Annotated in this window: 28 protein-coding genes and 2 pseudogenes; 6 read left to right on the top strand and 24 right to left on the bottom strand. The window is 47.7% G+C overall.

The genetic code is table 11. From position 1 onward, the window contains the following. Window positions 1-25: 25 nt before the first annotated feature. From ASL14_RS28420 to ASL14_RS28410, 3 genes are all read right to left on the bottom strand, one after another. On the bottom strand, window positions 26-385 hold the full coding sequence (locus ASL14_RS28420; RefSeq protein WP_223264097.1) for a hypothetical protein: 360 nt from the start codon (window positions 383-385) through the stop codon (window positions 26-28). Continuing rightward, window positions 382-1,077 (bottom strand): hypothetical protein, encoded by a 696-nt coding sequence (locus ASL14_RS28415; protein ID WP_223264096.1) that lies wholly within the window; start codon window positions 1,075-1,077, stop codon window positions 382-384. Before ASL14_RS28415 ends, ASL14_RS28420 begins: the two co-directional genes overlap by 4 nt. A gap of 136 nt (window positions 1,078-1,213) precedes the next feature. Further along, the gene (locus tag ASL14_RS28410) at window positions 1,214-1,681 is read right to left on the bottom strand and encodes a glycoside hydrolase family 55 protein (protein ID WP_223264095.1); all 468 of its coding nucleotides are present in this window, start codon (window positions 1,679-1,681) and stop codon (window positions 1,214-1,216) included. A 168-nt stretch (window positions 1,682-1,849) separates the two neighbouring features. On the opposite strand from ASL14_RS28410, the gene ASL14_RS23530 reads away from it, so the two are divergent. Then, window positions 1,850-3,061 carry an O-antigen ligase family protein gene (locus tag ASL14_RS23530; RefSeq protein WP_134913781.1) on the top strand — a complete coding sequence of 404 codons (1,212 nt, stop codon included), beginning with the start codon at window positions 1,850-1,852 and terminating at the stop codon, window positions 3,059-3,061. 91 nt (window positions 3,062-3,152) lie between these two features. Here ASL14_RS23530 and ASL14_RS23525 read toward each other — a convergent pair whose 3' ends face one another. The 7 genes from ASL14_RS23525 to ASL14_RS23495 all read right to left on the bottom strand — a co-directional run bounded on the left by ASL14_RS23525 (window position 3,153) and on the right by ASL14_RS23495 (window position 8,767). Next, window positions 3,153-3,977, bottom strand: a complete 825-nt coding sequence (locus ASL14_RS23525) for a purine-nucleoside phosphorylase (protein ID WP_025685841.1) — start codon at window positions 3,975-3,977, stop codon at window positions 3,153-3,155. 109 nt (window positions 3,978-4,086) lie between these two features. Beyond that, the gene (xerD, locus tag ASL14_RS23520; RefSeq protein ID WP_134913779.1) at window positions 4,087-5,034 is read right to left on the bottom strand and encodes a site-specific tyrosine recombinase XerD; all 948 of its coding nucleotides are present in this window, start codon (window positions 5,032-5,034) and stop codon (window positions 4,087-4,089) included. A gap of 67 nt (window positions 5,035-5,101) precedes the next feature. After that, window positions 5,102-5,344 carry a YqzK family protein gene (locus tag ASL14_RS23515; protein ID WP_134913777.1) on the bottom strand — a complete coding sequence of 81 codons (243 nt, stop codon included), beginning with the start codon at window positions 5,342-5,344 and terminating at the stop codon, window positions 5,102-5,104. Window positions 5,345-5,509: 165 nt separating this feature from the next. Then, complete coding sequence (gene fur / locus ASL14_RS23510) at window positions 5,510-6,010, bottom strand: ferric iron uptake transcriptional regulator (RefSeq protein WP_134913775.1); 501 nt, start codon at window positions 6,008-6,010, stop codon at window positions 5,510-5,512. 102 nt (window positions 6,011-6,112) lie between these two features. Beyond that, on the bottom strand, window positions 6,113-6,766 hold the full coding sequence (spoIIM, locus tag ASL14_RS23505) for a stage II sporulation protein M (protein WP_134913773.1): 654 nt from the start codon (window positions 6,764-6,766) through the stop codon (window positions 6,113-6,115). Between the two features lie 187 nt (window positions 6,767-6,953). Next, the gene (locus ASL14_RS23500; protein ID WP_134913771.1) at window positions 6,954-8,150 is read right to left on the bottom strand and encodes an endonuclease Q family protein; all 1,197 of its coding nucleotides are present in this window, start codon (window positions 8,148-8,150) and stop codon (window positions 6,954-6,956) included. A 5-nt stretch (window positions 8,151-8,155) separates the two neighbouring features. Further along, complete coding sequence (locus ASL14_RS23495; protein ID WP_134913769.1) at window positions 8,156-8,767, bottom strand: NUDIX domain-containing protein; 612 nt, start codon at window positions 8,765-8,767, stop codon at window positions 8,156-8,158. 122 nt (window positions 8,768-8,889) lie between these two features. Between ASL14_RS23495 and mciZ the strand changes: the two genes are divergently transcribed. Then, window positions 8,890-9,033, top strand: a complete 144-nt coding sequence (mciZ, locus tag ASL14_RS23490) for a Z-ring formation inhibitor MciZ (RefSeq protein WP_014282169.1) — start codon at window positions 8,890-8,892, stop codon at window positions 9,031-9,033. A gap of 57 nt (window positions 9,034-9,090) precedes the next feature. On the opposite strand, the gene ASL14_RS23485 is transcribed toward mciZ, so the two are convergent. Then, window positions 9,091-10,224, bottom strand: a complete 1,134-nt coding sequence (locus tag ASL14_RS23485; protein ID WP_134913767.1) for a tripeptidase T — start codon at window positions 10,222-10,224, stop codon at window positions 9,091-9,093. 85 nt (window positions 10,225-10,309) lie between these two features. Here ASL14_RS23485 and prli42 point away from each other — a divergent pair, with 85 nt between their 5' ends. Beyond that, window positions 10,310-10,414 carry a stressosome-associated protein Prli42 gene (prli42, locus tag ASL14_RS23480; RefSeq protein ID WP_014282171.1) on the top strand — a complete coding sequence of 35 codons (105 nt, stop codon included), beginning with the start codon at window positions 10,310-10,312 and terminating at the stop codon, window positions 10,412-10,414. 122 nt (window positions 10,415-10,536) lie between these two features. On the opposite strand, the gene lipB is transcribed toward prli42, so the two are convergent. From lipB to ASL14_RS23450, 6 genes and pseudogenes are all read right to left on the bottom strand, one after another. Continuing rightward, window positions 10,537-11,235: a lipoyl(octanoyl) transferase LipB gene (lipB, locus tag ASL14_RS23475; RefSeq protein ID WP_134913765.1), complete on the bottom strand. Its 699-nt coding sequence runs from the start codon at window positions 11,233-11,235 to the stop codon at window positions 10,537-10,539. 45 nt (window positions 11,236-11,280) lie between these two features. Beyond that, window positions 11,281-12,672, bottom strand: a complete 1,392-nt coding sequence (locus tag ASL14_RS23470; protein WP_134913763.1) for a dihydrolipoamide acetyltransferase family protein — start codon at window positions 12,670-12,672, stop codon at window positions 11,281-11,283. Between the two features lie 88 nt (window positions 12,673-12,760). Next, entirely contained in the window at window positions 12,761-13,747 is a 987-nt protein-coding gene (locus ASL14_RS23465) for an alpha-ketoacid dehydrogenase subunit beta (protein ID WP_134913761.1), read from the bottom strand. A 2-nt stretch (window positions 13,748-13,749) separates the two neighbouring features. Then, window positions 13,750-14,774 (bottom strand): annotated as a pseudogene (locus ASL14_RS23460) (thiamine pyrophosphate-dependent dehydrogenase E1 component subunit alpha). A gap of 140 nt (window positions 14,775-14,914) precedes the next feature. Next, window positions 14,915-16,336, bottom strand: coding sequence for a dihydrolipoyl dehydrogenase (lpdA, locus tag ASL14_RS23455; RefSeq protein WP_134913759.1), 1,422 nt, complete (start codon window positions 16,334-16,336; stop codon window positions 14,915-14,917). Window positions 16,337-16,432: 96 nt separating this feature from the next. Then, window positions 16,433-16,675, bottom strand: a complete 243-nt coding sequence (locus ASL14_RS23450) for a hypothetical protein (RefSeq protein WP_223264094.1) — start codon at window positions 16,673-16,675, stop codon at window positions 16,433-16,435. Between the two features lie 229 nt (window positions 16,676-16,904). On the opposite strand from ASL14_RS23450, the gene ASL14_RS23445 reads away from it, so the two are divergent. Together ASL14_RS23445 and ASL14_RS23440 are read left to right on the top strand one after the other, a co-directional pair. Next, a complete protein-coding gene (locus ASL14_RS23445; RefSeq protein ID WP_134913757.1) occupies window positions 16,905-17,501 on the top strand; it encodes a thymidine kinase in 597 nt (198 codons plus the stop codon). A 170-nt stretch (window positions 17,502-17,671) separates the two neighbouring features. Next, entirely contained in the window at window positions 17,672-18,448 is a 777-nt protein-coding gene (locus ASL14_RS23440) for a sporulation protein (protein ID WP_134913755.1), read from the top strand. A 100-nt stretch (window positions 18,449-18,548) separates the two neighbouring features. Here ASL14_RS23440 and ASL14_RS23435 read toward each other — a convergent pair whose 3' ends face one another. From ASL14_RS23435 to ASL14_RS23425, 4 genes and pseudogenes are all read right to left on the bottom strand, one after another. Beyond that, entirely contained in the window at window positions 18,549-18,953 is a 405-nt protein-coding gene (locus tag ASL14_RS23435; RefSeq protein ID WP_134913753.1) for a hypothetical protein, read from the bottom strand. 66 nt (window positions 18,954-19,019) lie between these two features. After that, window positions 19,020-19,354: pseudogene (lepB, locus tag ASL14_RS23430) on the bottom strand (signal peptidase I); the annotation flags it as partial. 70 nt (window positions 19,355-19,424) lie between these two features. Next, window positions 19,425-19,586, bottom strand: coding sequence for a hypothetical protein (locus tag ASL14_RS27530; protein ID WP_189338201.1), 162 nt, complete (start codon window positions 19,584-19,586; stop codon window positions 19,425-19,427). 141 nt (window positions 19,587-19,727) lie between these two features. Next, the gene (locus tag ASL14_RS23425) at window positions 19,728-21,428 is read right to left on the bottom strand and encodes a methyl-accepting chemotaxis protein (RefSeq protein ID WP_134913751.1); all 1,701 of its coding nucleotides are present in this window, start codon (window positions 21,426-21,428) and stop codon (window positions 19,728-19,730) included. A gap of 276 nt (window positions 21,429-21,704) precedes the next feature. Between ASL14_RS23425 and ASL14_RS23420 the strand changes: the two genes are divergently transcribed. Next, the gene (locus ASL14_RS23420; protein WP_134913749.1) at window positions 21,705-21,950 is read left to right on the top strand and encodes a hypothetical protein; all 246 of its coding nucleotides are present in this window, start codon (window positions 21,705-21,707) and stop codon (window positions 21,948-21,950) included. 75 nt (window positions 21,951-22,025) lie between these two features. Here the strand turns inward: ASL14_RS23420 and spo0A are convergent, their stop codons facing one another. The 3 genes from spo0A to recN all read right to left on the bottom strand — a co-directional run bounded on the left by spo0A (window position 22,026) and on the right by recN (window position 26,047). Further along, entirely contained in the window at window positions 22,026-22,829 is an 804-nt protein-coding gene (gene spo0A, locus ASL14_RS23415) for a sporulation transcription factor Spo0A (protein ID WP_134913747.1), read from the bottom strand. 215 nt (window positions 22,830-23,044) lie between these two features. Beyond that, entirely contained in the window at window positions 23,045-24,205 is a 1,161-nt protein-coding gene (gene spoIVB / locus ASL14_RS23410; protein ID WP_134913745.1) for a SpoIVB peptidase, read from the bottom strand. A 123-nt stretch (window positions 24,206-24,328) separates the two neighbouring features. After that, window positions 24,329-26,047 carry a DNA repair protein RecN gene (gene recN / locus ASL14_RS23405; RefSeq protein ID WP_134913743.1) on the bottom strand — a complete coding sequence of 573 codons (1,719 nt, stop codon included), beginning with the start codon at window positions 26,045-26,047 and terminating at the stop codon, window positions 24,329-24,331. Between the last annotated feature and the right edge of the window lie 54 nt (window positions 26,048-26,101).

Below are 26,101 nucleotides of genomic sequence, written 5' to 3'. Positions count from 1 at the left end.
CGTCTATCGTCTACTTGAAAGCGACTTACCTTCGGCTGATCGTGAGGTACGTAAGACCTCCACCCGGTAAAATATCCGTTTTATTTTGGCTGAACACCCGTATATCAATAAAAGAATCGGCCTCAAGCTTCAGTTCAATCGTTCCACTCAAAGCACTGTAGTTGAGCCCGCCAATCACCCGATCATCAAGATAAGCATACGCCGAGCTGCCGGCAACCTGTTCATCATTCATATGGAGCGCCAGTCGTGTACGGTTGCCATCCACTTGAGAATCGGTCGAAATATAGGCTTGTATTCTGTACTTCCCTGCTTGTTTGGCCCGCCAACGGTTGCCCGTCGCCTCAAACTCGGTCAGTTCGTCATAGCTGATCTGGTTGAAATTCACCTTCTGCCAACTGCCTGCGGGAATATTTTGTCTTGCTCCCAGATAGGCCTTGACAAAGGTTCATCCAAGTGCTCGATTCCGTTGTTTGAATATTTCTCCACTAGCAGCAAAGCCTGCCCTGTCCCGTTGTTTTTATAATAACGGTTATCCATGTAATTGAAATCCAAATGCGAACGAAGCGTCACCTGCTGCGTGGATGAGCTGCCGGAGAAGGAAACCAGATGCCTCAAATTGCGTGGATATCCACCCACCTCATCTACTAAAATTTTTTTACCAATGACCACATCTACAAAATAATCACATACTGACCAGTAGTTGTCGTCGTTTTTGTCCCTGAATTTGTCCGCGATGGCTAAAATGGAGTCGCGAAGAGCAACATTTTTCGTCTCCTTCGTGGCACCAATTTGAATAAAAGACGGAACCGTTACCCTATGTTCTAAGCTTAGCCCCTCAAACCAGCAGCCTATAAATTCGGCATTCATAAAATCATCAATTCGAATGGGAATATCACTTGAGCTTCCGTCCTTTATGTGCTGGCTGGCAAAAAATCTGGCCCCGTTGGAGCTATTCAGATCGAGCGCTGTATCATTGCCCATGGTTAATAGCCCAAGGGTCGTAAACTGTGAGCTTCGGTTTTCCAGATGAATTCCTCTTTTATTATAGTTAATTTCCGCGTTCTCCAAAAAATCCACATCACTTTCATAACCCCAAAACCAGTCTCGAAATGCTCGATCAAGACATTATCCAGTACAACTCCCCCGCCTTCCAGTCCTGATCCCCAAAGTACCTTTGCCATAATAGCCACGCTTCGCCGCCTGTGAAAACGGATTATTTAATGCGGTTCTTACGGCACCTCGTACCGGATCGACAAATCGTGGAATTGTACATTTTGAAAGCCACTGAATGTAGGGAGGCTCTCATCCCCAATTTGAAAACATGGACCCGTGCCATAGTATTCAATGGAAGTAACCCCTTACCCTGTCGATATCTGCCCTTATGCGTACCAAAAAAGCGGATACCCTGTTTGCGGATATGCAAGGTAGACGTTATTTTATAGCGACCACTGGGAATGCGAAGCATGCAGTAGTCAGGCGTGCTATCGATCATTTGCTGCAAAGCGGCCGTGTCGTCCTGAACACCGTCACCTGCGGCTCCAAACCAACTGGCATTCACACTACGTTGATTGAATTCTTTATCAACCTTTTTAAAATTTTCTTCCAGTTGCCGTTGGTTCAAGCTTACACCACCCAAGCTACTCAAATTCAATTTCAAATGATCTGTATACTGATCCGCCACCCCAACACCTCCACTTTTTGAAAACAACGAAAATTTCTTCTTTCAGACAGGGCTGAAGGATTCTATTCTCTGAATATGGATTGAGTATATGCGAATATATTTTTATTATTGTACAAAATGATACGTTTTGTATAAAATAGATACATATCGTATCAAGGTGGTGAATGTGTGAAGACTGTCCTTACAGTGACCGGTTTACTGGCTTTTTCGATTCCTTATGCCTGTCAGGGCTTGTCTCCCAGAGTGATCGCAATTTCTCTGCTCATCCTGTTGTTTAGCTATCTGATGCTGCTGCCCTCGCTAAAGCCGCTAATTGCAACCTTGGCTGATAATCCGTTGCTGACCTTGCTCATTATGTACATAACTGCCTCCTGTTTATGGGCTGAACAGGAACAGACCTCATCCATGCTGATGGTGCTTAAATTCGTTGCTTTTTCCACCTTTGGACTTTATCTGGTTACCCATTATACGACGCAAGGCTGCATCCGCCTGTTGGTCATTACGTTAAGTATATTGAGCATACTCAATTTACTGGCGGTATTGCTCATTCCCTCCTTTGCCATTCATGGGGGCGTCGAACATACAGGGCTGTGGAAAGGCATTTCCGGTCATAAAAACACACTGGGAACGCTCTCTCTGCTATGTTTTGTTTCACATGTCATTTATTTTTTCAGGGGAACACGCAAAGCTTTGCATGTTGGCTTTATTTTGCTGAATGCCTTACTGCTCATCAAATGCCAATCCACTACTTCGTTGCTGCTGACTTCTTCCCTGTTCATGTTCATCCTTTTTATATTGCTATCCAAAAGAATCCGAAGCGTTGCGCTGCGTGGTTTCTTCATTAGCAGTTCCTGCCTGCTTGTGCTTTTGGGTCTTGTGTTCGCTTTTAGTTACGGGGATGCGATTGCATCGGAATTCGGCAAGACAACAACCTTGACTGGAAGAACAGAAATCTGGCAGGGAATTGCAGGCGCCATTGAAAGTCACTACTGGTTTGGTCATGGCTACGGTTCCTTCTGGGCAAACCGGCCTAGCATCTATGCCAATGGAATTCGATTTGATCTGACAAGCAGCCACAGCGGATTTCGGGATCTGTGGATCGATATTGGCCTTACGGGACTGTTGGCAACCATTACACTCGTCATAACCACTTTATTTAAATTCAGAATCGGTAAAACCGATATGTATACATGGCTGACAGCAGCCGTATTCTTCTTATTCATCGTGTTAAACAACATTACGGACAGCCGCTTCCTAAATTCTCTGGCCATCTACTGGATCATATTCATCGTTATTGTGATTAAGGTACAGGAACGGCATAGACTATTGATAGCAGAAAAGGCGAACACGACAGTATGCGGCACACCCCCGCCACATTAGGGGCTACCAAATGATTAGTACGCAAAAAAAGAACCCCGTTTTCCTACGCCCTTAGATGGCGTTCGGAAACGGGGTTCTTGGATATAACGATCTACATTTGTGGAATGATCGCCAAAACGAGATTTAAAAATTTCTCACGTACCTTCTCTGCTGTATCCATTACCTCATCGTGGGACAGGGGCTGATCCAAGATGCCTGCCGCCATATTCGTGATGCAGGAGAAGCCCAGCACCTCAATGCCTGCATGACGGGCTACGATAACCTCGGACACCGTGGACATTCCCACCGCGTCTGCGCCCAGTGTGCGCAGCATAACGATTTCAGCAGGCGTTTCATAGTTTGGACCCAGCAATCCGGCATATACGCCTTCCTGCAAGCTGAAGCCCTGCTGAGCAGCGGTTTGCTTGGCAATCTCGCGCAAGCGACGGCTGTATGCCTCCGACATGTCAGGAAAGCGAACGCCCAGAGCTGCATCGTTCGGTCCAATCAGCGGATTTTGTCCGGTCAGATTGAGATGATCCGAGATAACCATCAGATCGCCTGCCTCATAAGACGTATTGACACCGCCTGCCGCATTTGTCACCAGCAGACTTTGAATACCCAATTGCTTCATGACCCGAACCGGGAAAGCCGTAAGCTGCGGGCCATAGCCCTCATACATATGGAAGCGGCCCTTCATCATAACTACAGCGCGACCTTCAATGGTGCCTAGCAGCAATTCTCCTTCATGACCTTCTACCGTCGATACGGGAAAATGGGGAATATCCTGATAAGGAATACTAATTCCATCCTGAATCAAATCGGCCAGAATGCCGAGACCCGAGCCCAAAATAAGGCCGATTTCCGGACGGATTCCGCTCTTGGCACGGATATAATCTGCTGCTTCCTGAATGGTTGCTTGGTTGGCTGTTGACATCAACATCTCTCCTGTCTTGTACAATCGTTAGTTATAGTTGCTGTGATCGTTATCACTGTGATTATTACTATAATAATGACTATAATCATCACCATTAGTAAATGTCTCGTCACATGTGATCCTTGCTGTCGCTGGACGGACGATTGCCGCCGTGCGGATGATGCTTTTCGTAGACTTCCTTCATACTTCGCTTGGCTGTCTGCGCATAAACCTGCGTCGTGGACAGATCGGCATGGCCCAGCATCTCCTGTACGGAGCGCAAATCCGCTCCGCCCTCCAGCATATGTACCGCAAAAGAATGCCGCAGGGTATGCGGTGTAATATCCCCACTTATGCCTGCTTCCTGACCGTACTTCTTGATCATTTTCCAGAAGCCCTGTCTGCTGAGACGTTGACCGGATACATTGAGGAACAAGGCTTCCTGTTCTACTACCCGAGATTCCTCATCCTGTCCGGATCGCAGCAACAACACACGCTGCTCATCCATATACGCTTGTGCCCACTGCGATGCCTCACGGCTGAGCGGCACAACACGCTCCTTGCCCGCCTCGCCTCCACAGTGGACGAAACGCAGATCGGTGCGTACATCACGTATGTTCAGGGCGATCAGCTCGGATACTCGAATTCCTGTCGCATACAGCAGTTCCAGCATCGCCTTGTCCCGTCCCCCTTGCGGGGTGGAAACATTCGGCGCTGCCAGCAGACGCTCTATCTCATCCTGCGTGAGCACTGAAGGCTTCTTTTTGTTGGCCTTAGGCAGCTCCAGCAAGACAGACGGGTCATGACCCGTTATCCCCTCCCGAATAAGAAAATGGAAAAAGGAGCGGATAGAGGCTACGCTGCGCGAAATTGTCGCCGCGGCTTTTCCCTGTTCCTTCAAGCGTCCCAAATAAAGCACCAGATGAGAGCGTTGAACATGGTCCGGCTGCTCGATGTCGCAGCTTTCAGCGAACTCGACAAACTGCTGTACGTCCCGATGATACGCTTCCAATGTGCTGAGCGACAAGCCCTTTTCCTCTTCCATATATCGAACAAAAGGTTGAATATACATTTTCATGAGTTCCAGAAGTCTCCTTGTCCTGCATACAACGGTTCAGTCGGATCAGTCTCAGCGTTTACATGCACTATTCTCCATACCAGTAAAAGAAACGCAGACGCTCCGACACTGCCGTCTTATGCTCGGGTACGTCGGATAATTCCTGCCCGCCGAATACCTTGACTGCATGTCCTTCCGGTATCCGGTAATGATCCACAGGTGTAATCCAATCCCTAAACAACCCGAGGCTATAGTAGAACATACATGCCAAAACCCCGAACAGTATGAACAGACGCAGCCATTTTAGTCCTCTCCGCAACGATAGTACCATGTGAATCAGCCGCCTTTTTTCCAGATTATAGGCCTTGTTAAGGCTCTCTATGGAAGGGTATGACAAGCTGTTCCTTTTTATACCGCTTAATGTCGTATAGCAGATCCCGAACCAAAAAAGCTCCCCCCGAACGCGTCTTCGCCGGTGAGAGCTTGGGTTGTCAGCTTATTGATCCTGAGATTTGTTTTTCTTGGTTTTACCCAAAAATTTCTGGGCGGTCGTATCGTTCTTCGTCTTGCAACGATAACAAATGCCGTGAAAGTCCAAACGGTGGTCCACTACGGTAAAGTTATATTCCCGTTCCAGACGCTCTTCCAGCGGTCCAAGCCAATCCTCCAGTATTTCATCCACACTGCCGCACTGCACACATATCAAATGGTGGTGGTGATGCTTGGTCGTATCGCCGCGCAGGTCATAACGCGCAACGCCATCACCAAAATTGATTTTCTCCACGACGTGCAGTTCACTTAGCAGTTCTAGGGTACGGTATACGGTTGCCAGACCGATTTCGGGAGCTTTCTCTTTAACGAGCATAAATACATCTTCCGCACTCAGATGATCATCTTCGTTCTCAAGTAAAACTCTGACGGTGGCTTCCCGCTGAGGCGTTAGTTTGTAGCCCTGGGATTGCAGCTGCTGCTTAATTTTTTCGATCCGTGCTTCCATGTGTCTCCCTCCCCCTGCAAAAGCTACTGCCCACTGCACTTTTTTTCACTCCTATTATTATAGGGGGTCTATACAAATAAAGTCAAACATTTTGAAACGGGGTCAGGGAGACACGGAGGCAGTCAGCATGGGAGTAACCCACTGCATCATGACTGGAGTGACCCAAGTTTCAAAAGATGCGCTACCAACGAGGAGCAACATCATTGCAGCGGTCAGCCCTGCGTAGGACAGCAACGGACGAAGCATGCCTACAGATGGCCGTGTAGCGAGTATTTTAGTTTTGATCATATGAATGGAAAAGGTCATCGCAGCCACACTGCACACGAGCAGCACCGGAATGACGATTAAATTGTGAGGAGCCACGGAGACGAGGGAAAATAACAGCCCTTTCCACGAATATTGCCCTACCAGATAGCCTACGGAAAATCCGATCAACACACCTTTGAGGAAATTCAGTACGAGAATGCCAGGAAGACCGATGACCGAAAGACCGCATACCCAGATTAAACCGACCCATTTTAGATGTAGAGACACACTATCCCAAAAGGTTGAGGTTGCTTGCAAACCAGCAAAACCCTGCTCATTTTGATTGACCGTCACAAAAAAATCCTTCAGGTAACGCGACAAATCCTGTAGCTGCTCCAGCGAGAGCGCGTTCACCATCAGTGCACCAAAAACGACTCCCACCAGAAACAGCACGGCCAAAAAAACATAATAAGGCGTCTGATCCTTTAACGTATGACGAAACCATTGCATCGACGTCCTGCCCCTTTCATCTGCTTGTTTGTCCAAAAAACAACCGTAATCCGACGGCTGATGGCTAGGGTTCGGGGCAGCTTGCGCTGCAAAAGAAGATTCACGAGTGAGTGCCAAGCCAACGGCATAGATATTTAATGGTTATGAACAAGCAGACCCCGATATGACTCTAATAGGACATGACTTACTATGGCCTAGCTATTTTGCCATATGTTCCGCCACCACCAGATACGAGGGAAAGTCGTCCCTCCCGGGAAAGGACAATTTGCTCTGCCAACGCGTCTCCGACAACCACCGCCAGTTCCTCCTGTGCGACTTCATGTAAAATATTCATTTCTGTTCCGAACGCATTCAGCAGATGGTTCAGCTTGGCTTTGCCCAGACCGGGGATAAATTCCAGCGGAATCTGGTAAATGTATGGCGGCCGATGTGATGGAATCACGGGCTGCTCACGATCGGCAATACTCCATATCCGATCCAGTACGCCCCGCACCAGCTTGGTTTGACCACAGGCAGGACAGCGTTCATCCGCCATCTGCTGCTCGTCCATAATCGTACCGCAGCTTTGACAGTAGGAACGATGGTACTTGCCCAGCTTTGGATTTAATCCGTAGTTGGCAGACACCCGTCGTCCTTCCTGACCCTCCAAAGCCATTCGGAATTCATCAAAGCACGGCCTTGCCATGGTTAATTTGTTGTACTCCCGTCCAATTTTGCCGAGCGAATGGGCATCGGAATTGGTCAGGAAGCTGAAACGATCCAGCTCCGAGATCAATCCGGCCATAGACGAATCCGCACTTAACCCCAGCTCCACTCCGCTAATGAGCTGCATATCCAGCAGTTCCTCCATACGGGCCGCAGAACTTCCGTATATGCCCTTATGAGGGGTGAACACATGCGCTGGCACCATAATGCCTCCACGGCCGTAAATTTGCTGCTGTAGCTCGCGTGGCGGGGCATAGATACGCTGCGAGCTGAGATTGACATTTTTCATGTGCCGAGCTATCCATTGCGTAAAATCCTCCATCGCCGCCAAATGGGGAAAATAGGCGAGAATGTGCGCCTCGGGACGACCTTCCGCCCGAATTTCCAGCTCCGTTCCCAGCAGCACAACCGTATCCCGGTACGCGATACCACCACCGCTGATTTCCGTCATTTCACCCGTATGCAAATAAGCGTGGATATCCTCTTGCACGTTCGGTGCGTGGCAGTCAATGATCCCGATCAGTCCAATGCCCTTGCGACCGGATGATTCCTTGGCAATGTTGGCAAAGGTCAGGTCGCGACTGCCACTGATTTTGACCGGAGCTCCCTTTTCCGTTCTGCCGATATGAATATGGAGATCAGCATAGTAATCTGTAAGTTCAACCGTATTTTCGTTCATACCGCTTAAAAGCTCCCTGTATGTTGGTAAAGCTGCCACGCATAGACAGCCAGAATCGTTTTGGCGTCACTAATCCGACCTTCACGAATGAGCGCCTGTGCTTCCTCCAGCGTCACCTCGAACAGCTCCAGAAATTCATCCTCATCCGGTTCCATTTCTCCCAACTCCAGCTCTTCAGCCACATACAGATGAATGATTTCATCCGCAAATCCGGGGGAAGTATAAAAGGAGTGAAGCAGCTTCAGTGACTTGGCAGTATAGCCTGTCTCTTCTCTCAGCTCGCGTCCCGCTGCTTCCATCGGGTCCTCGCCCCGCTCAAGCTTGCCTGCCGGGATTTCCACCTCACAGCGGCCCATTGCCTGTCTGTACTGATCCACAACCAGCATTTTCCCCTTATTCAGCGCCAACACGGCCACCGCTCCCGGATGCTTCACGATTTCACGCTTACCCGTGGAGCCGTCTGGAAGCTCTACCGTGTCCACCTGCAACGTAATCACTTTTCCTTCAAAAATGGGCTGCGTGGATACCGTTTTTTCCTCCAACGCAGGATTGGAATAAGGCTTGCGGTCTGGGCTGTTCACTTGATCGTTCACTGGATCATTCTTTTGGTTGTTCATCAGTATGTTTCCTCCTTCGTCATCTATCTTTTCATTAACTATCGCCAACTTTAGTCTAACTTGTCCATTTCGGACATATGGTGGTATTATAACAAATTTCCCTGTTCAAAGGAGATTCGCCAATGAAAAGCTACCGTACCGAAACCACTCTCCATATTGTCGGCAAAGCCTGGCAGATTCAAGCCCTCCTGCGGCAATGGCAAAAAGAACACGGCTCCGCTGCCACTATCGCCTCGCTCATGGTTCCAAAAAAGGTTCAGGTCTAAAGACAAGGGAACGCTGTTCCTGTCTTTAGCCTGAACCTTATGTGTATCATCCGAGTCTTACTTCGTCGCCTGTTGAATAAGAGCTACGACCACCTCGGCAACCTTCACCAGATCATCTGCCTTGATTTTTTCCTGTGTCGTATGAATGTTCTGGTAGCCAACAGCCAGATTCACCGTGGGAACCCCCAGCCCGTTGAATACATTGGCATCCGAGCCACCACCCGAATGGAAGGTCGGCGTTGCCAGCCCCAGCCCTTGTATAGCACGCTGCGCCACCTGTACAATTTCATCATGCTCCGTAAAGCTGAATGCCGGATAAATGACTTCGCTGCGGAACTCGCCCTGTGCACCAAATTCGCGCGCCGTAGTTTCCAGAGCTTCACGCATATGCTGAATTTGCTGATCCACCTTCTCCTGCACAATACTGCGTGCTTCCGCCCGAATCAGCACAAAATCGCATACCACATTCGTTGCTCCGCCACCCTCGAAGCTACCGATGTTAGCGGTTGTTTCCTTATCAATCCGTCCCAGCTTCATCTTGGAAATGGCCTTGGAGGCTACTTGAATGGCACTGATGCCATCTTCGGGATTTACACCTGCATGAGCGGACTTTCCTGTAATTTTCATTTCAATACGAGCCTGCGTTGGCGCAGCCACACAAATGGAGCCTACTTCACCATTGGAATCCAATGCATACCCAAAGTCTGCATCCAGCAATTCCGGTTTCATTGCCCGCGCGCCGAACAGACCGGACTCCTCACCTGCCGTAATCACAAACTGAATTTGTCCATGGGGAATTTTCTGCTCACGCACGACACGAATCGCCTCGAACAAAGCGGCAATCCCTGCCTTATCGTCTGCCCCCAAAATTGTTGAACCGTCACTGCGAATCCATCCATCCTCATCTAGCTGCGGCTTAATGCCTTTGCCTGGTGTAACGGTATCCATGTGGCAGGTAAAAAACAATTTAGGTGCTTGCTCCGCGCCTTCCGCTTTCCAGGTTACGATCAGATTACCCGAACCATGTCCGGTTCTTTCGCGGGAATCATCTTCTGTTACCTCCAGCCCGAGTGCATTGAATTTTTCTTTCAGAACACGCGATATTTCCTGCTCGTGTTTGGTTTCGCTATCCACCTGTACGAGTTCCATAAATTCTTGTACGATTCGTTCTTTCACTACTTTTGCTGTCATTGAACTTCCCTCTCTTTCCCGTTTACGCTACAATACGGATAGATAGTCTTATATCTGACTTAAACCTATCCTAAAGGAGTTACACATGCCGAACAAAAAATGGGTTCGTTTTTTCGTCTACATTATGCTCGCCGCGATGATTGGCTCTACGCTGTTCATGGTGATTGAGCCGTTGATTATGCCTCTATAATGGATTACGCCGCTCAAGATATTCTGCCGTCCCCATGCTCTATGGAGGCTGTAGGCGGACAAGCTGTAGCGCAAGAAAACAGGCGGGCTTCCGTGTACATCACAGAATAGCCCGCCTTTGCTTTATTGGAGCGAATGACTTTGCCATTCCGCCGCAAATGAAAATTGCTCCTCAAAGTAAGGCACAATCTCCTTCGCAATCTGCTCCATTGAAAAAGTCTGCTGTGTGCAGTCCTCCAATGAAGTCACTCCGTATTCCTGAATTCCGCATGGAACGATACCTTGAAAGCCCTCATGCTGTATCCCTGATTTGATATTGAAGGCAAAACCATGACTGGTCACAAAGCCCCGGCGGTGCTTACATTTGTTAAATTTGACGCCTATGGCCGCGATTTTAAGATTCCCGACCCATACCCCTGTGTATTCAGGCTTACGACTTCCTTCAATACCATGGGACGCCAGCAACCGAATGATCACCTCTTCCAGACTCCGGAGGTATCCGTGCAGGTCAAGCGCCTCCCGGTTGCCGAGCATAATCAGGGGATATCCGACCAGTTGCCCCGGTCCATGATATGTAATATCTCCCCCACGGTCAATCTGAAAGACGCTGATTCCCTGAGCTTTCAATTGCTCCGGTGTGAGAAGCAGATGCTCAGGATGCCGCTGAGAGCCAATCGTGTAGGTCGGCGGGTGCTGGAGAAGCATAAGCGTTTCCCTCGCCTCCCCGGCATCCAGCTTCCCCACAATATCCTTCTGGACATCCCATGCATGGGCGTACTCCATCCTATTCGTATAGGTTACCTCAAGCGGTCGTCTGTTCACGGCCTGTCACTTCCTCTCCGTCCATTTACCCAACTGTTCGGATGATTAGTACAGCTTCGTATCCAAGGTGTAGCCTTCCAGGTTTTCTTTGATCCGTTGCAGGAATCGTCCGCAGATTACACCATCCAAAATGCGATGATCCAGCGACAGACACAGGTTAGCCATCGAGCGAACCGCGATCATATCATCAATGACAACCGGTCTTTTGACGATGGATTCAAAGGTAAGAATCGCAGCCTGTGGATAGTTAATCACCGGATAAGACAGAATTGACCCAAAGGAGCCTGTGTTGTTCACGGTAAACGTCCCGCCCTGCATATCGTCCAGCTTGAGCGTACCTTCCCGTGTTTTACGTGCCAAATCGTCAATTTCACGCGCCAGTCCGGCAATGTTTTTCTGATCCGCTTTTTTAATAACTGGCGTAAGAACTGCATCCTCTGTACCCACGGCCAGCGAGATGTTGATATCTCTTTTGACGATAATTTTGTCCACAGCCCACACCGAATTCATGATCGGATATTCCTTGATGGCATTCACGACCGCTTTCATGAGGAAAGCCAGATACGTAATGTTGATGCCTTCTTTTTGCTTGAACTCGTTTTTGATCTTGTTGCGGAGCATCACCAGGTTGGTCACATCCACCTCAATCGTCGTCCAGGCATGTGGAATTTCCGAGACACTTTGCCGCATATTGCGGGCGATCGCACTGCGAATCGGTGTAACATCAATAAAATACTCGGATCTGTTGTTGTTGCCACCCTCAACTTCAATCACAGGAGCTTTTGGAGCCTCCGTCAAATGAATGCCACTGTTACGAACCGGAATAGCAGGGTCCATATTTTGAATCGGTATATTATGCTGCGCGGCAGACTGCTGTCTTCCGGCAAAAGGAGAGCCTTGTCCTGATGTCGCCTCAGTCGGCTGCTCAGACACTCCAGCCTGAGTAGAACCCCCCTGTTGAACATAATTCAGCACATCCTTACGGGTAATTCGTCCGCCCATGCCCGTACCTGTCACCTGATTCAAGTCTATGCTATGCTGAGCAGCCAGTGTTTGCACCGCCGGGGAAAACCGTCCTCGCATGGATTGATTCGAAGCAGCACCCTGTTGGGATTGTGCTTGTGCGTTGCCCTGAGGTACCGGCGCAGCGGATGTCGCTCCAGTTGATGCCGCAGGTGCGGCTGACTTCGTCTGAATACGGCAAATCAATTCTCCAACGGCTACCGTCTGACCTTCCTCTGCTAACAGATCACCCATAATACCATCCAATGTCGATGGAATTTCCGCGTTCACTTTATCTGTAATGACCTCGCAAATCGGCTCGAATTGCTCCACCGTTTCGCCAGGTTGTTTCAGCCATTTTGCAATTGTCGCCGATACAAGCGACTCTGCCAATTGGGGCATGGTCACGTCGGTCCATTGTGTTTGGTCTGACATTTTTTCAACTCCTTAACATCATAGGAGGGCGGGTTTTACCGCTACCCCCGCTACACTTTTGGAATGCTTTCGTCCAATCCACTCTATATTAATACATTGCAAGACGGCGCATCGCTTCCTTAACCTTATCCTTGTTTAACATATAAAACTTCTCCATCGGCGGGCTGATCGGCATTGCAGGCACGTCTGGAGCGCACAGACGCTCAATCGGCGCATCCAGCTCGAACAGACATTCCTCATTAATAATTGCAGAAACCTCGGCACCGATGCCACCCGTTTTGTTGTCTTCATGCACGATGAGTACCTTGCCTGTATGTCTTGCAGCTTCAATGATGGCCTGACGGTCCAGCGGCTGGAGTGTGCGCAAATCCACAACATGTGCGGTAATGCCCTCTTCCTTCTCCAACTCCTCAGCAGCCTGCATGACAAAATGCAGCGGCTGGCTGTATCCGATTACTGTAATATCGTCACCTTCACGCAACAAATTGGCTTTGCCAATTGGAACAATGTAATCGTCCTCAGGTACTTCACCCTTGATCAGCTTGTAGCACTTTTTGTTCTCAAAATACAGCACCGGATCAGGGTCGCGGATCGCTGCTTTCAGCAGTCCCTTGGCATCATACGCGGTAAAAGGAGCTACAATTTTCAGACCCGGTGTACCAAAAAAGATAGATTCCGGACACTGTGAATGATACAAGCCGCCAAAAATGCCGCCACCAATAGGCGCACGTATCACAACAGGACAGCTCCAGTCATTATTAGAGCGATAGCGAATTTTAGCTGCTTCACTAATAATCTGATTGGTTGCCGGGAGCATGAAGTCAGAATATTGCATTTCGGCAATCGGCTTCATTCCGTACATGGCTGCACCAATGGCAACTCCGGCAATAGCCGACTCTGCCAATGGCGTATCCAAGACACGCTGCTCACCGAATTGATCCATAAGACCCTTGGTGGTCGTAAAGACGCCACCCTTAACACCAACATCCTCACCTAACACAAAAACCGTTTCATCCTGCTCCATTTCTTCCTTCATGGCAAGACGAATCGCATCAATATATTCCATAACCGCCATAATTACCGGCCCTCCCCATCGCTGTCAGCATAAACATGCAGTAGCGTATCTTCGGGCTTCGGAAAAGGCGCATTATCCGCATATTCAATCGCTTCCTTGACCTCGAGCAGCAGCTCAGCCGACAAATCCGCATCCTTGGCCTCATCCCAAATGCCGCATTCCAGCAAATAATTTTCATACGGGCTACGCCGTCTTTGGCCCAGTTCTCATCCACTTCTTCTTTGGTCCGGTAAGCCAGATCGTTATCCGAGGTGGAGTGAGGAGACAGGCGGTACATCATCGCTTCAATAAGCGTTGGCCCTCACCACGAATAGCACGTTCACGCGCTTCCTTGACGGCTGCATACACTGCCAGCGCATCGTTACCATCGACCCGAATCCCAGGGAATCCGTATCCCAAAGCACGGTCGCTCACCTTGCCTGCCATTTGCTTATGAACCGGAACTGATATCGCATATTGATTGTTTTCACACATAATGATAACTGGTAGCTTCTGCACACCTGCAAAGTTACAGCCTTCGTGAAATCCCCTGGTTGCTGGAGCCTTCACCAAATGTAACGAACGATACAAAATCCTTCTTCTGCATCTTGGCAGCCAGCGCTACACCCACTGCGTGTGGAACCTGCGTCGTCACCGGGCTGGAGCCTGTCACAATACGCAGCCGTTTACTGCCGAAATGACCGGGCATCTGCCGGCCACCGCTGTTGGGATCATCCGCCTTGGCAAATTGCGACAGCATCAGTTCGCGTGCCGTCATACCAACCGCAAGTACGAATCCGTAATCCCGGTAATAGGGAAGAAAATAGTCCTTCTCCCGGTCCAGTGCAAAAGCCGCACCAACTTGTGCCGCCTCCTGCCCAATGCCGGAAACGTGAAAATTAATTTTCCCTGCCCGTTGCAGGAGCATGTTGCGCTCGTCAAATCTTCTTGCGAGCAGCATATATCTGTACATGTCAATAACTTGTCCGTGAGTAAGTCCCAGCTGCTCATGTCTGAAGCCAGCGTCTACAGCGCCTTTTGAACTCATTGAGGCACCTCCTTAAGTATCAAACATCCTACTACCAGCACCTAGTACCATCTTGTCTTAAAACCTGGTACTAAACTCTGGCTAACCCCATTATAATCCTTTTCTCCCCAAAAAGAAAAGCACCGATTTATTAAGATAAATTATATCCCTATCGCCTGTCCATCAACCGCCAGCATCGCTTCTCCCAAAATCTCCGACAATGTTGGATGCGGATGAGCCAGCTGTCCGACTTCCCACGGCGTAGCATCCAACAGCTGCGCAAGAGCCGCCTCGCTGATGAGATCCGTTACATGCGTACCGATCATATGTACACCGAGAATATCATTCGTTTCCTCGTCGGCAACCACTTTGACGAAGCCATCCCGACTGCCATACACCAGCGATTTTCCGATAGCCTGAAAAGGGAACTTCCCTGTCTTCACCTGATGTCCACGCTCACGGGCTTCTTGCTCAGTTAAGCCCACACTAGCTGCCTCAGGACGCGTATAAATACAACGAGGAATAAGATGATTCGGTACACTGTGAACCACTTCGCCCGCCAGATGATGTACCGCATGCAGCCCTTCATGGCTCGCTGCATGCGCCAGTTGTAATCCTCCGATGCAATCACCGATCGCATAAATATGTGATTCATTCGTCTGCAAATGCTCATTAACCGAGATAAAGCCACGCTCTACGCGGATATCCGTATTTTCCAATCCGATATTCTCCACATTCGCCTGACGACCTACTGAAATGAGCAGCTTGGAAGCGCTGAATGTTTCGGTTTCGTCCCCTTTTTGTACGTCAATCTGTACGCCTTCCTCATCCTTGCCGTACGTTTCAGCCAGCACTTGCGAGCCTGTCAGCACCTTGACACCGCGCTTGGTTAGCAGGCGCTGCATTTCACGCGAAACATCCTCGTCCTCGGTTGGAATAAGCCGATTCGCCGCCTCGACCACCGTAACCTCCACGCCAAAATCGTTCAGCATGGAAGCCCATTCCACGCCAATAACGCCACCACCTACGATAATCAGGGAGGCCGGTAATTCTTCCATCGTCAACGCTTCGTCACTACTCAAAATAAATTCGCCATCCGGCTCCAATCCGGGTAGCACACGCGGTCGTGATCCCGTTGCAATAATGAGATGGGCAGGAACAATCGTCTCCATCTCGCCATTTTCCAGCTCCACGGCAACTGCGCCGCTTTTTGGAGAAAAAATCGATGGCCCAATCACGCGCCCCTTGCCGCTCAGCACCGTGATTTTATTTTTACGCATCAAAAATTGCACGCCCTGATGTAACTGCTCTACAACGGCTTCCTTGCGCTCTTGTACCTTGGGAAAAACAAGCTGCGCTCCCGAGGTCTCAATGCCGTATTGCGCACTTTCCCTGATCGTCGCATACACTTCCGCACTGCGCAGCAAAGCCTTGCTTGGGATACATCCACGGTGCAGACAGGTTCCACCTAGCTTGTCCTTTTCGATAATAACGACTTCTTTGCCGAGCTGGGCAGCGCGAATCGCTGCAACATACCCTCCGGTTCCTCCGCCCAAAATAGCGACATCACAATGTATAGTCATGCTTCTCCTCCATTTAACATTGATTATATATAGCTTATTGTACTCTCTTTATTTCTCTGTACAAAATATAGTGTTTATGCAAAGACTATAGGCCGTCTAACAACCTGTTCCCGGCATCTGCTGTATATTACTCGTACAAGGCGTCCCGTAACTTGGTAGACATTCTTGGAGTTTGGGCTGTTTTGGCCCGTAGCGCTTTGCGAAAGGATTCATTTGCTTGCGTAGAAGATCCAGCTCTGTCTCCAACTCCGTGATCAACTCCTGTGCCTGTGGGCTTACCAGCCCTTGCTCCAGTAATGCTTCTATTTTGGCACTATAATCCGTATCATTTTGGTTCATGCCTGTCCCCTCTTCCCTCTATTCCACTATACTTCACCATATCATGCTCACGGCAACAGGGCAATGACGTCCACACTTACGTTCAAAGAATAGATATCAATAACATGTCGAAAAACAATATATTTTCTCTGGTCTGTTTGCTGCACATTATGGTAATCTATAATGGCCTTTTCTTTCGGGAATGATGATTCACAGCGTTATGCGCATGTTACAGAGAGGGGAATTCGCGTTGCCTACAGGACGAATTACGATCATTACAGGCCCCATGTTTAGCGAAAAATCCGGCGAACTGATTCGCCGCTGTCAAAAATTAATTCAATACGGGCACCGTAAGGTGGTCGCTTACAAACCGGCTGAAGATAACCGCTACGCCAAGGATGAAATTGTAAGCCGCATCGGATATCGGCTGCCCGCCATCTCCATTCCGAAAAAGCTCACAGATGAGCTCGTTCAGCGGATTTTGGAAGAAACGAAGGATGCCGATGTGGTCGCCTTTGACGAAGTACAGTTTTTCAGCCGTCATATTATGATGTTGGTGGAGGAGTTAGCCTACTGTGGCAAGCACGTGATTGCAGATGGACTCAATTTGGACTACCGGGGTAAGGAATTCGGATATGTTGGCGGTTTACTCGCCATGGCAGATGACATCGAAAAGCTAGCTTCCTTTTGCGCCGTATGTGGAAGTTCGGAAGCTGTATATACCCAGCGTATGGTGAACGGAAAGCCTTCTACTGTAGGACCCATCGTAATGATCGGCGACTCTGAGGCATATGAACCGCGTTGCCGTAATTGCTTCATACCACCCCATAAAGTGAACTGCGATTAGCACGGAGAATTTGCCGTCAGACTGCGATAAAGGCATGATAACCAGCGGATTTTTTTCTTGTATTTTTTTGGAACGATTCGAGCAATTGCCCCGTATATCCTGTTAAGCTGTACAAGTTTTTTAGTTTTCATATGAACACCATGACCATGATATTATCGGGGGGCTTACTTATGAGTTTTTTTAACAAAATCTTGGCAAGCGCAGGAATCGGTTCAGCTAAAGTCGATACATTAGTGGACCAGGCCGTGTATGTCCCTGGCGAAGAGCTTAGTGGCATCATGCGTATCAAAGGCGGTAAAATTGATCAGGAAATCGGCAAAATTGACATCGAACTCAAAACAGAATATATCGAAGAGCACGATGACAAGAAAATCACTTCCACCTGCTGCATCGCTCGGGTCAAGGTATCCGACGGCTTTCATTTAAAGCAAGGACAGGAGCTTGAAATCCCTTTTTCTTTTCGGTTGCCATTGGAAACACCTGTCACTCATGCCAAACAGCCCGTATGGCTGGATACAGCATTAGACATCGGTATGGCCTTGGACCCGACCGACCGTGACTCGCTCAAAATCGAGCCGCATCCCTATATGAGTACGGTGTTTGAGGCCGTTCACCTGTTGGGCTTCCGATTCCGTTCCTCCACCTGCGAACGTCATCCCAAGCTGGGACGCGGTGTTCCGTACGTGCAGGAATTTGAATTTACGCCCGGATCGGAATATGCACGCGATATTGAGGAGCTGGAACTGATTATGCAGTTGGAGCCCGAAGGCGTACATGTGCTTGTCGAAGTAGATCGCAGAGGCAGAGGGTTATCCGGCTGGCTGGAGACTGCCTTTGATATGGACGAGCGTCATGCCTGGTTGAGCTTAAGCCGGGAAGAGCTGTCTTATGGACCAGATCATATCGCAGATGCGCTGGAGGAACTGATCGACAGACAGCTTCGGTAAATATGTAGATATAACAAAAAAATCCCTGCCGTTTAACTCACGGTTGGGGATTTTTAATGATCTTCAGAATACTCTACCGATTCCGTATCGTCTGCATAGGTTAAAGTGGCAGCATATCCTGCCGTTCCGCTTTGTGCTTGCAATCCTTGCATACCCCGTACAGCGAACCATTGTCATCTGCGTAAAAGGTTAATTTGTCTTCTTTTTTACAAAAGGAGCATTTTTGCTTGCCCGTGCCCTGCATAGAGTCAGACAGTCCAAACCCAGATTGGACTTGAATCCCTGTTGCATCTGTATTCTCGCGGGAACCGGAAGATACCTTAGACTTGGATACGTTTCCGATGCGGGATTGTCGAACAGGCTTACGAGGACGAAATTCAACGACATTACTGCCCGGCTGCTCATTCACTTGTTTGTTGTTACTACGACCACGCCATGCCATAACAATCCAACCCAATGCTACGACCAACACTCCGACGATCACCCAAGTTAGACTATTCCACATGCCTTCATCCCCACCTTTGCTTTAAAATCGTTTGGTTTGCTTCCACTTCCTCGTACAGTACAGGCTTTATTCTGTTTCGTCTAACGGAATCCCGTTCAATGCAATAACCTTGCCTATGACCTTATTCATTGAAATATATCCGAGAAAACGACTGTCTGTGCTGTTCATCCGATTGTCTCCCAACACAAAATCATACCTTCCGGTACAACATTCGACTCACCTCTTAACGGGAAATTAAGCATGTTAGGTAAGTCGCCTTTTTCCTGATATGTTTCCTTGATCGCTTTTCCATTAATATAGACCTGGTCCCTCTCCAGCTTGACCTTTTCCCGAGGAAGTCCAATGACCCTTTTTACAAATTGTACATCATCCTTCTGAAAAATGATAATATCCCCTCTACGGAAATCGTTCTCCTTAAAGCTTTGCTACTATGCCTAACGTCCTTTTGACATCTTCATTAGGTAGTCTATATTATAACGTTTCAAATTCAAATGCCACTGTCATTCCGTGTAGTACATCACTGTATTGGGTTGCCCCGAAATAAATTTCAAATATAAAAAATGGTGATGTAAGGATTTTGTCTATTGCCAGCTGGCGTAAATCACTTGCTTTGGCCGGTTTGTTATTTTCCACATCCTTCCTCCTCAATACATAGAATTTCCCATCATTATATCATGACGCCTCTGTCCCCTCTTACAACATAAAAAGAGACAGCAGGTTGTTACACCCACACTGTCTCTGCTGAGTTCCATCTTAAAACTATGTTGATCTAAATTATACTTTGAATTTGCCGATTTGCCCTTGCAGGTCCTCTGCCATGGTAGACAGGTTTCTTGCAGCTGAAGCAATTTCCTCCATGGATGCCAGTTGCTCTTGTGTTGCAGCAGACACGTGCTGTGTTCCGGCTGCGGCTTCCTCGGCAATCGCTGAAATTTGTCTGACAAAGCCAACGACTTCATCCGTACTTGCGGACATTTGCTCCGATCCAGCGGATACCTCTTCAATCTCACTCGCTACTTTATTAACGGTTTCCTGAATCAGTTCAAAGGATGCACCTGCATTCTGCACGACTTCCCGACCTGTCATGACATCTTTTCCATTGGACGCTACAGCCTCGATCGCATGGGCAGTGTCCTTTTGAATCAACCCAACAAGCTCCGTAATTTGTTGAGCAGAATAAGCCGATTGTTCAGCCAATTTGCGCACTTCACCCGCAACTACAGCAAATCCGCGACCGTGTTCTCCCGCTCGAGCCGCTTCAATTGCAGCATTCAGGGCAAGTAGATTTGTCTGACTTGAAATATTGGTGATCACATCAATAATCTTGCCAATTTCGTCGGAACGCTCTCCCAATCCAGCCATAAGATCAGCCAGACCATTCATCGAATGATTTACGGCGTTCATCTGTGTAACAGCCTGCTGAATCAATTGGTTACCTTCAGCTGATTTGTGGGCCGCATCCTGAGCAGATGCAAATACATTTTGCGCACGAATGGCAATTTGTTCAACACCGATAGACATTTCCTCAATAGCTTGGGATGACTTCGTAACCATATCCACCTGTTGAGCCGTGCCTGTAGCTACTTCTTGCACCGTCTCGGTTATTTGTGCGGAAGCTTGGCTATTTTGTTCTGCGCTGGCTGTCAATTCCTCTGAGGAAGTAGTTACCAACTCCGACGTTTTACTAACCGATTGAATCAGTTGGCGCAGGTTCTGGACCATTGCATTAAAAGAATGCGACAAGGCATGGATCTCGTCCTTGCTCTTCACTGTTATTTCCTCGCCCGTCAGGTCACCTGCTGCTATTCTCTCAGCAGCGCGACTGATTCGCAAGATTGGTTTGGATATGGATTGCGCTATGAGGATAGAAATCACCAGCGCCAAGACGACTGCTGCAACGCTTAAAACGATGACCATTTGTCTACCTGAAATATAGTTGTCAACTGCTTCTTTCGTAGTCAGTTTTGATCCATCTGCATTCAATTTAATAAGCTTAATAATCATATCGTTTGCGTTATTCCATAGCGCATAAGACTCTTTGTGAAGAATGCTTGATTGAGCATAATCGTTAGCTTTGCCCGCTGCAATCACTTCTGGCAATTTATCCAGGTACTCTGAATATTTTTTGGAGAAATCATCATACATTTCACGTTCTTGAGGAGTAGCAATTAATTTCTCGTATGTTTTTCGGCCGTTCTCGAGCTTTTTCAAAACCTGATTGTATTCCGCCTGAACCTTCTCCACCTCTGCCGGGTCGCGTTCTACAATAATATTCAGGGAAAGCCGTTCTACATCAGATATATCGCCGTTTAACGTTCCCAGGATAGTCACACTGGGCATCCAGTGGCTATCAATTTCCATCGAAGTGTCACCCAAGTTTTTCATTTTTGAGATGGATACCAAACTAATGATGATCAATAAAGCAATTACCGCCAGAAAACCCAATAACAATTTTGCTCGGATGTTAAATTTCATACATTCGCCCCTCAATCTCTTTATAGTACATATTATATCGACATGAATCGACACATTGTTTATATCAAATTAAAGAGATTTTTCAGAACTGTTTCCAAAAGGAAAGTTTTACTTTGTGATGATTAGTGAAGCTGATTCAGGTTTGTTTTATAAACAGCGTGGAACGTGTTATGTTGATCTCCAGCAATAGTTCCGCCATATAGCGAGGGGAATGCTTAAAAACCTGATTTACCATTCTATGATCATCCTAAAATAGCGTAGGCGTAGTAACTTGGTATGGTTGCAAGAATATCTTCTTCTGGTCGCGGACTAGCCGTTGCCGGAATTACACTTAGTGTGATTCCTTTAGTTGTTCTAATTATTTTTGGCATATTTACTGCGTTAGGCTCATATAGCATTTATTCTCTTTTAACCTTTATACAGATGAGCCATTTACCCGGTTCTTATTTTGATGAAACATTTGCCTTCACCAGTATCAAAAATACCGTTATTTATTGGATTTTTCACAATCCCAATAAATAACGGTATCAATTGATATGCTACATATAAGTTTATCAGTTCAACATAGCTAATCTCGGATCAATCATTCTAACCCTTTCAGGACACCTTATTCTCAATCCGCAGCTTATCAGCTACCATCGCAATAAATTCGCTATTCGTTGGCTTGGATTTAGAAATATTAATCGTATATCCAAATAAGTGAGAGATACTGTCGATATTGCCACGTGTCCATGCTACCTCGATGGCATGACGAATGGCGCGTTCCACGCGGGATGCCGTCGTTTTGAATTTTTCGGCGATTGCCGGATACAATGTTTTAGTGATGGCACCCAAAATTTCGATATTATTGTACACCATCGTAATGGCTTCGCGTAAATATTGGTAGCCCTTAATGTGAGCTGGCACACCGATTTCATGGATAATGGCCGTAATGCTGGCATCCAGATTTTTCGTTTTACCCATTGGCACCACATTAGACCGCATGGAAGAAATGGTCACCGGACTGCTGCTGACTAACTGTGGTCCCACCAATTGGCGAACGCGGTTCGCAAGCACTTCCATATCAAACGGCTTCAAAATATAATAAGATGCCCCGAGCTGTACGGCCCTTTGCGTAATATTTTCTTGACCAAATGCAGTCAGCATAATGATTTTCGGCTGTGGAGACAGGTTCATTTCTCTCAAGCGCTCCAGTACGCCGAGACCATCCAGATGGGGCATAATAATATCTAAAATAAGTACATCAGGTACGTTGCGGGATTCTGCGATGTGTTGGAGCACTTCTTCACCATTATAGGCGATTCCTGTAACTTCCATATCCTCCTGATCGGAAATATATTCGGCAAGCAGATTCGTAAATTCCCGGTTGTCATCAGCCAACAATACCTCAATTTTTTGCAATGTACTTCCTCCTTATTGAGTGTTATTCAGTTGGGATATCAGTTTACAGCAAATAAATATTTCTTGTCGGAGTATATGATTTCGACATCGAATTATGAATTCCTTCTGTCGAAAATTATTTTTATTTATTTTTTTTATGGTTTCCATTATAATTAATTCTTTAACTTGCTATTACGAGCTATTTCTTGGCCTTTCGACAAAAAATCTTAAGGCCACTAGCTCGCCTTAAGATTAGAGGATGATTTCAAGCTTACGTTATTCTGCATGATTCCTGCATCGCGCAGCATCCATTCAATAAAGCAGCCGTAGCCTGATTTCGGATCGTTAACAAATACATGCGTCACAGCCCCGATGAGCTTGCCGTTTTGAATAATTGGGCTTCCGCTCATCCCTTGTACAATTCCCCCGGTCTTGTCCAGCAGCTTTGGATCTACGATACGGATAACAAGTCCTTTGGTTGCCGGTTTATCCTGTTGAGAAATGTGTACGACCTCTGCCTGAAACCGCTGAATCTGCTGACCTTCCAGTACAGTCAAAATTTCTGCGGGTCCTTCCTTGACTTCATTCGCAAGTGCTACAGGAATCGGCTTGGAATACAAACCATATTGCGGCTCATCTGACATTTTCCCAAAAATCCCGAAGTTCGTGTTTCGTTCAATATTACCTAACACCCGATGATCCTTGAGAAAATGTGCGCGTTTTTCCCCAGGCTCACCACTTTGACTTTTCGCAATTGACGTTACATTGGATTGCACTATTTCCCCGCTCCCCACAACAATGGGGGTCTGGGTATTCATGTCGGTAATTACGTGCCCCAAGGCCCCGTATACCCCCTGATCCGGTGCATAAAAGGTCAAGGTGCCTACACCCGCTGCCGAGTCCCTGATATACAGTCCAAGCCGCCATGCTTTGTCATCACGATCATAAGCTGGTGTCAGCTTGGTTGAAATCATCTGCTCCCCTCGGCAAAGCGTGATGTCGAGCGGCTTTTTGTTCTTGCCTGCTTCCTCTACAGCCTCCGCTACCCTTGTCAGGCTATCCAGCGGTTTGCCATTCATATGGGTGATCCGGTCACCGAGACGAATCCCGGCTGTCTCTCCAGGTGACACCTTGCGGTCCATACTTTCCTGAATGACATGATGACCAACAACAAGCACCCCTGAAGATTTTACTTTGACCCCAATCGTCTGACCCCCTGGATACACCTTCAAGTCGGGAATCACGCTATCTTGAGTCGTTTTCGCTGCATGGGAACCGAATAATTCCAGAGAAGCTTGTTGAGGCAGCGCTGCATGCACAGGCTTGGCGTTACCGATACAACAAATAAGAAAAACAAGCAAAAGACCGAGCAATTTGATCCTGGAGTAAAAATTCAATGGCTGTCACGCTCCCTTTGCTTCTTTCGCTTGACGAGTAAAGGTGGTCGCCAATTGCGTACCTATAAGGTAACCTTGCCCCCAGGCTTTTATAACTGTTAATCATTACGCCAGCCGCTCTTTTCAGGCTTTCTTTCCTTCCGCCAGATTCAGCATTTCCTGTGCGTGATGCAAAGTTTTTTCGGTAATTTCCACGCCGCCCAGCATACGCGCCAATTCCTTCACACGTCCGTCCTCGTTTAACGCCTCAATTTGCGTCATTGTACGTTCGTCATGAACATTTTTTTCAATGAGATACTGATGATCCGCCATACATGCCACCTGCGGCAAATGAGTAATGGAGAACACCTGACAGACGGAAGACAAACGATACAGTTTTTCCGCAATGGATTGAGCGGCACGACCACTGACCCCAGTATCCACCTCGTCAAAAATGAGTACCGGAATTTGATCATGACGGGCAAAAATACTTTTCATCGCCAACATGATACGGGACAGCTCACCACCAGAGGCAATCTTGCCCAGTGGACGAAGCGGCTCCCCCGGATTCGGTGAAATCAGAAATTCCGCATTATCAATGCCCTGCTTGGTTGGCCGTACCCGCCGACCTTTATATTCGTATCCGCGCGGATCTTCAATCGGATCAATACGTACCTTGAGTGACGTTCTTTCCATTTGCAGATCCTTTAGCTCCTGCTCTACCTGCTCGGCCAGCTCTTCTGCACAAATTTCACGCGCTTCTGTAAGCTCTTCTGCAATCTGGAGCAAATCCGAAAGCAATTCATCCCGCTTGGCAATTAACTGCTCCAGCCGTTCATCCTTATTCTCCAGCATATCGGTTTCCTGCTCAATACGGCTATAGTATTCCAAAATCTGCTTAATACTATCACCATATTTTCGCTGTAATCCGGTAATTTGGTTTAACCGTTGCTCCACTTCATACAGCTTGCCTGGATTAAATTCAATATCCTCACGGTATGAGCGTAATTGGAACGCAGCATCCTCTAACTGGTAGAAAGCAGATTGAATCTGCTCCGCAATGGGCTGAAGGCTTTTGCTGTCGTAACCTTGGACATCATTCAAGCTGGACAACACGTTATTAATCATGTCCAGTCCGCCTCTGCCGCTTAGCAGCTCATAGGCTCCTGATATCCCATCCATCATTTTCTCACTATGGGATAGCTTGACCCGTTCTTCTGCCAATAATTCATCCTCTCCCAATTTAAGCTCGGCAGCAGCAATTTCCTCCAATTGAAACCGATACATGTCCAATAGCTGGTAGGCTTTTTGACTGGAGCTTTGCAGCTCCCGCACTTCTTTTTCCGCTTTGACAAAAGAATTATAACGCTCTCTGTAGAGCGTTTTGACCGGACCGATGACCGAATCACCGAACGTATCCAGCAGCGTCAGATGGCGGTCTGCGCGTAGCAAACTTTGATGCTCATGCTGACCGTGAATATTGACAAGCTGCTCTCCTACCTCGCGCAGCATCGTTAAATTAACCATTTGACCGTTAATCCGCGAAGAACTTTTTCCTTGTACGGTCAATTCCCGCCGAATCAATAGATGTTCTTCCGCATTCGCCTTGATTCCTTGTTCTTCTAACGTTGCCCAGACCGGATGCTTCACAGGAAGCTCAAACAGCGCCTCCATTTCTGCCTTTTCGCATCCATAACGGACCAGATCGGCGGAACCTCTGCCTCCAGCAATCAGACCAAGAGCATCAATAATGATCGATTTACCCGCGCCTGTTTCCCCGGTCAATACGTGGAACCCTTTATAAAAATGAACATCGACAGCCTCTACGACTGCCAAATTTCGTATAGATAAAGTGACCAGCATCGTTCTTTCACCTCTATGATGTACGAATTCAAACGTCTAATAAGCCTGAGAAAT

It is taken from the genome of Paenibacillus sp. IHB B 3084, assembly GCF_001447315.1.
Taxonomy (GTDB): domain Bacteria; phylum Bacillota; class Bacilli; order Paenibacillales; family Paenibacillaceae; genus Paenibacillus.
Note: the sequence above shows the minus strand (reverse complement) of the source record. Positions and strands in the feature narration are given on the sequence as shown.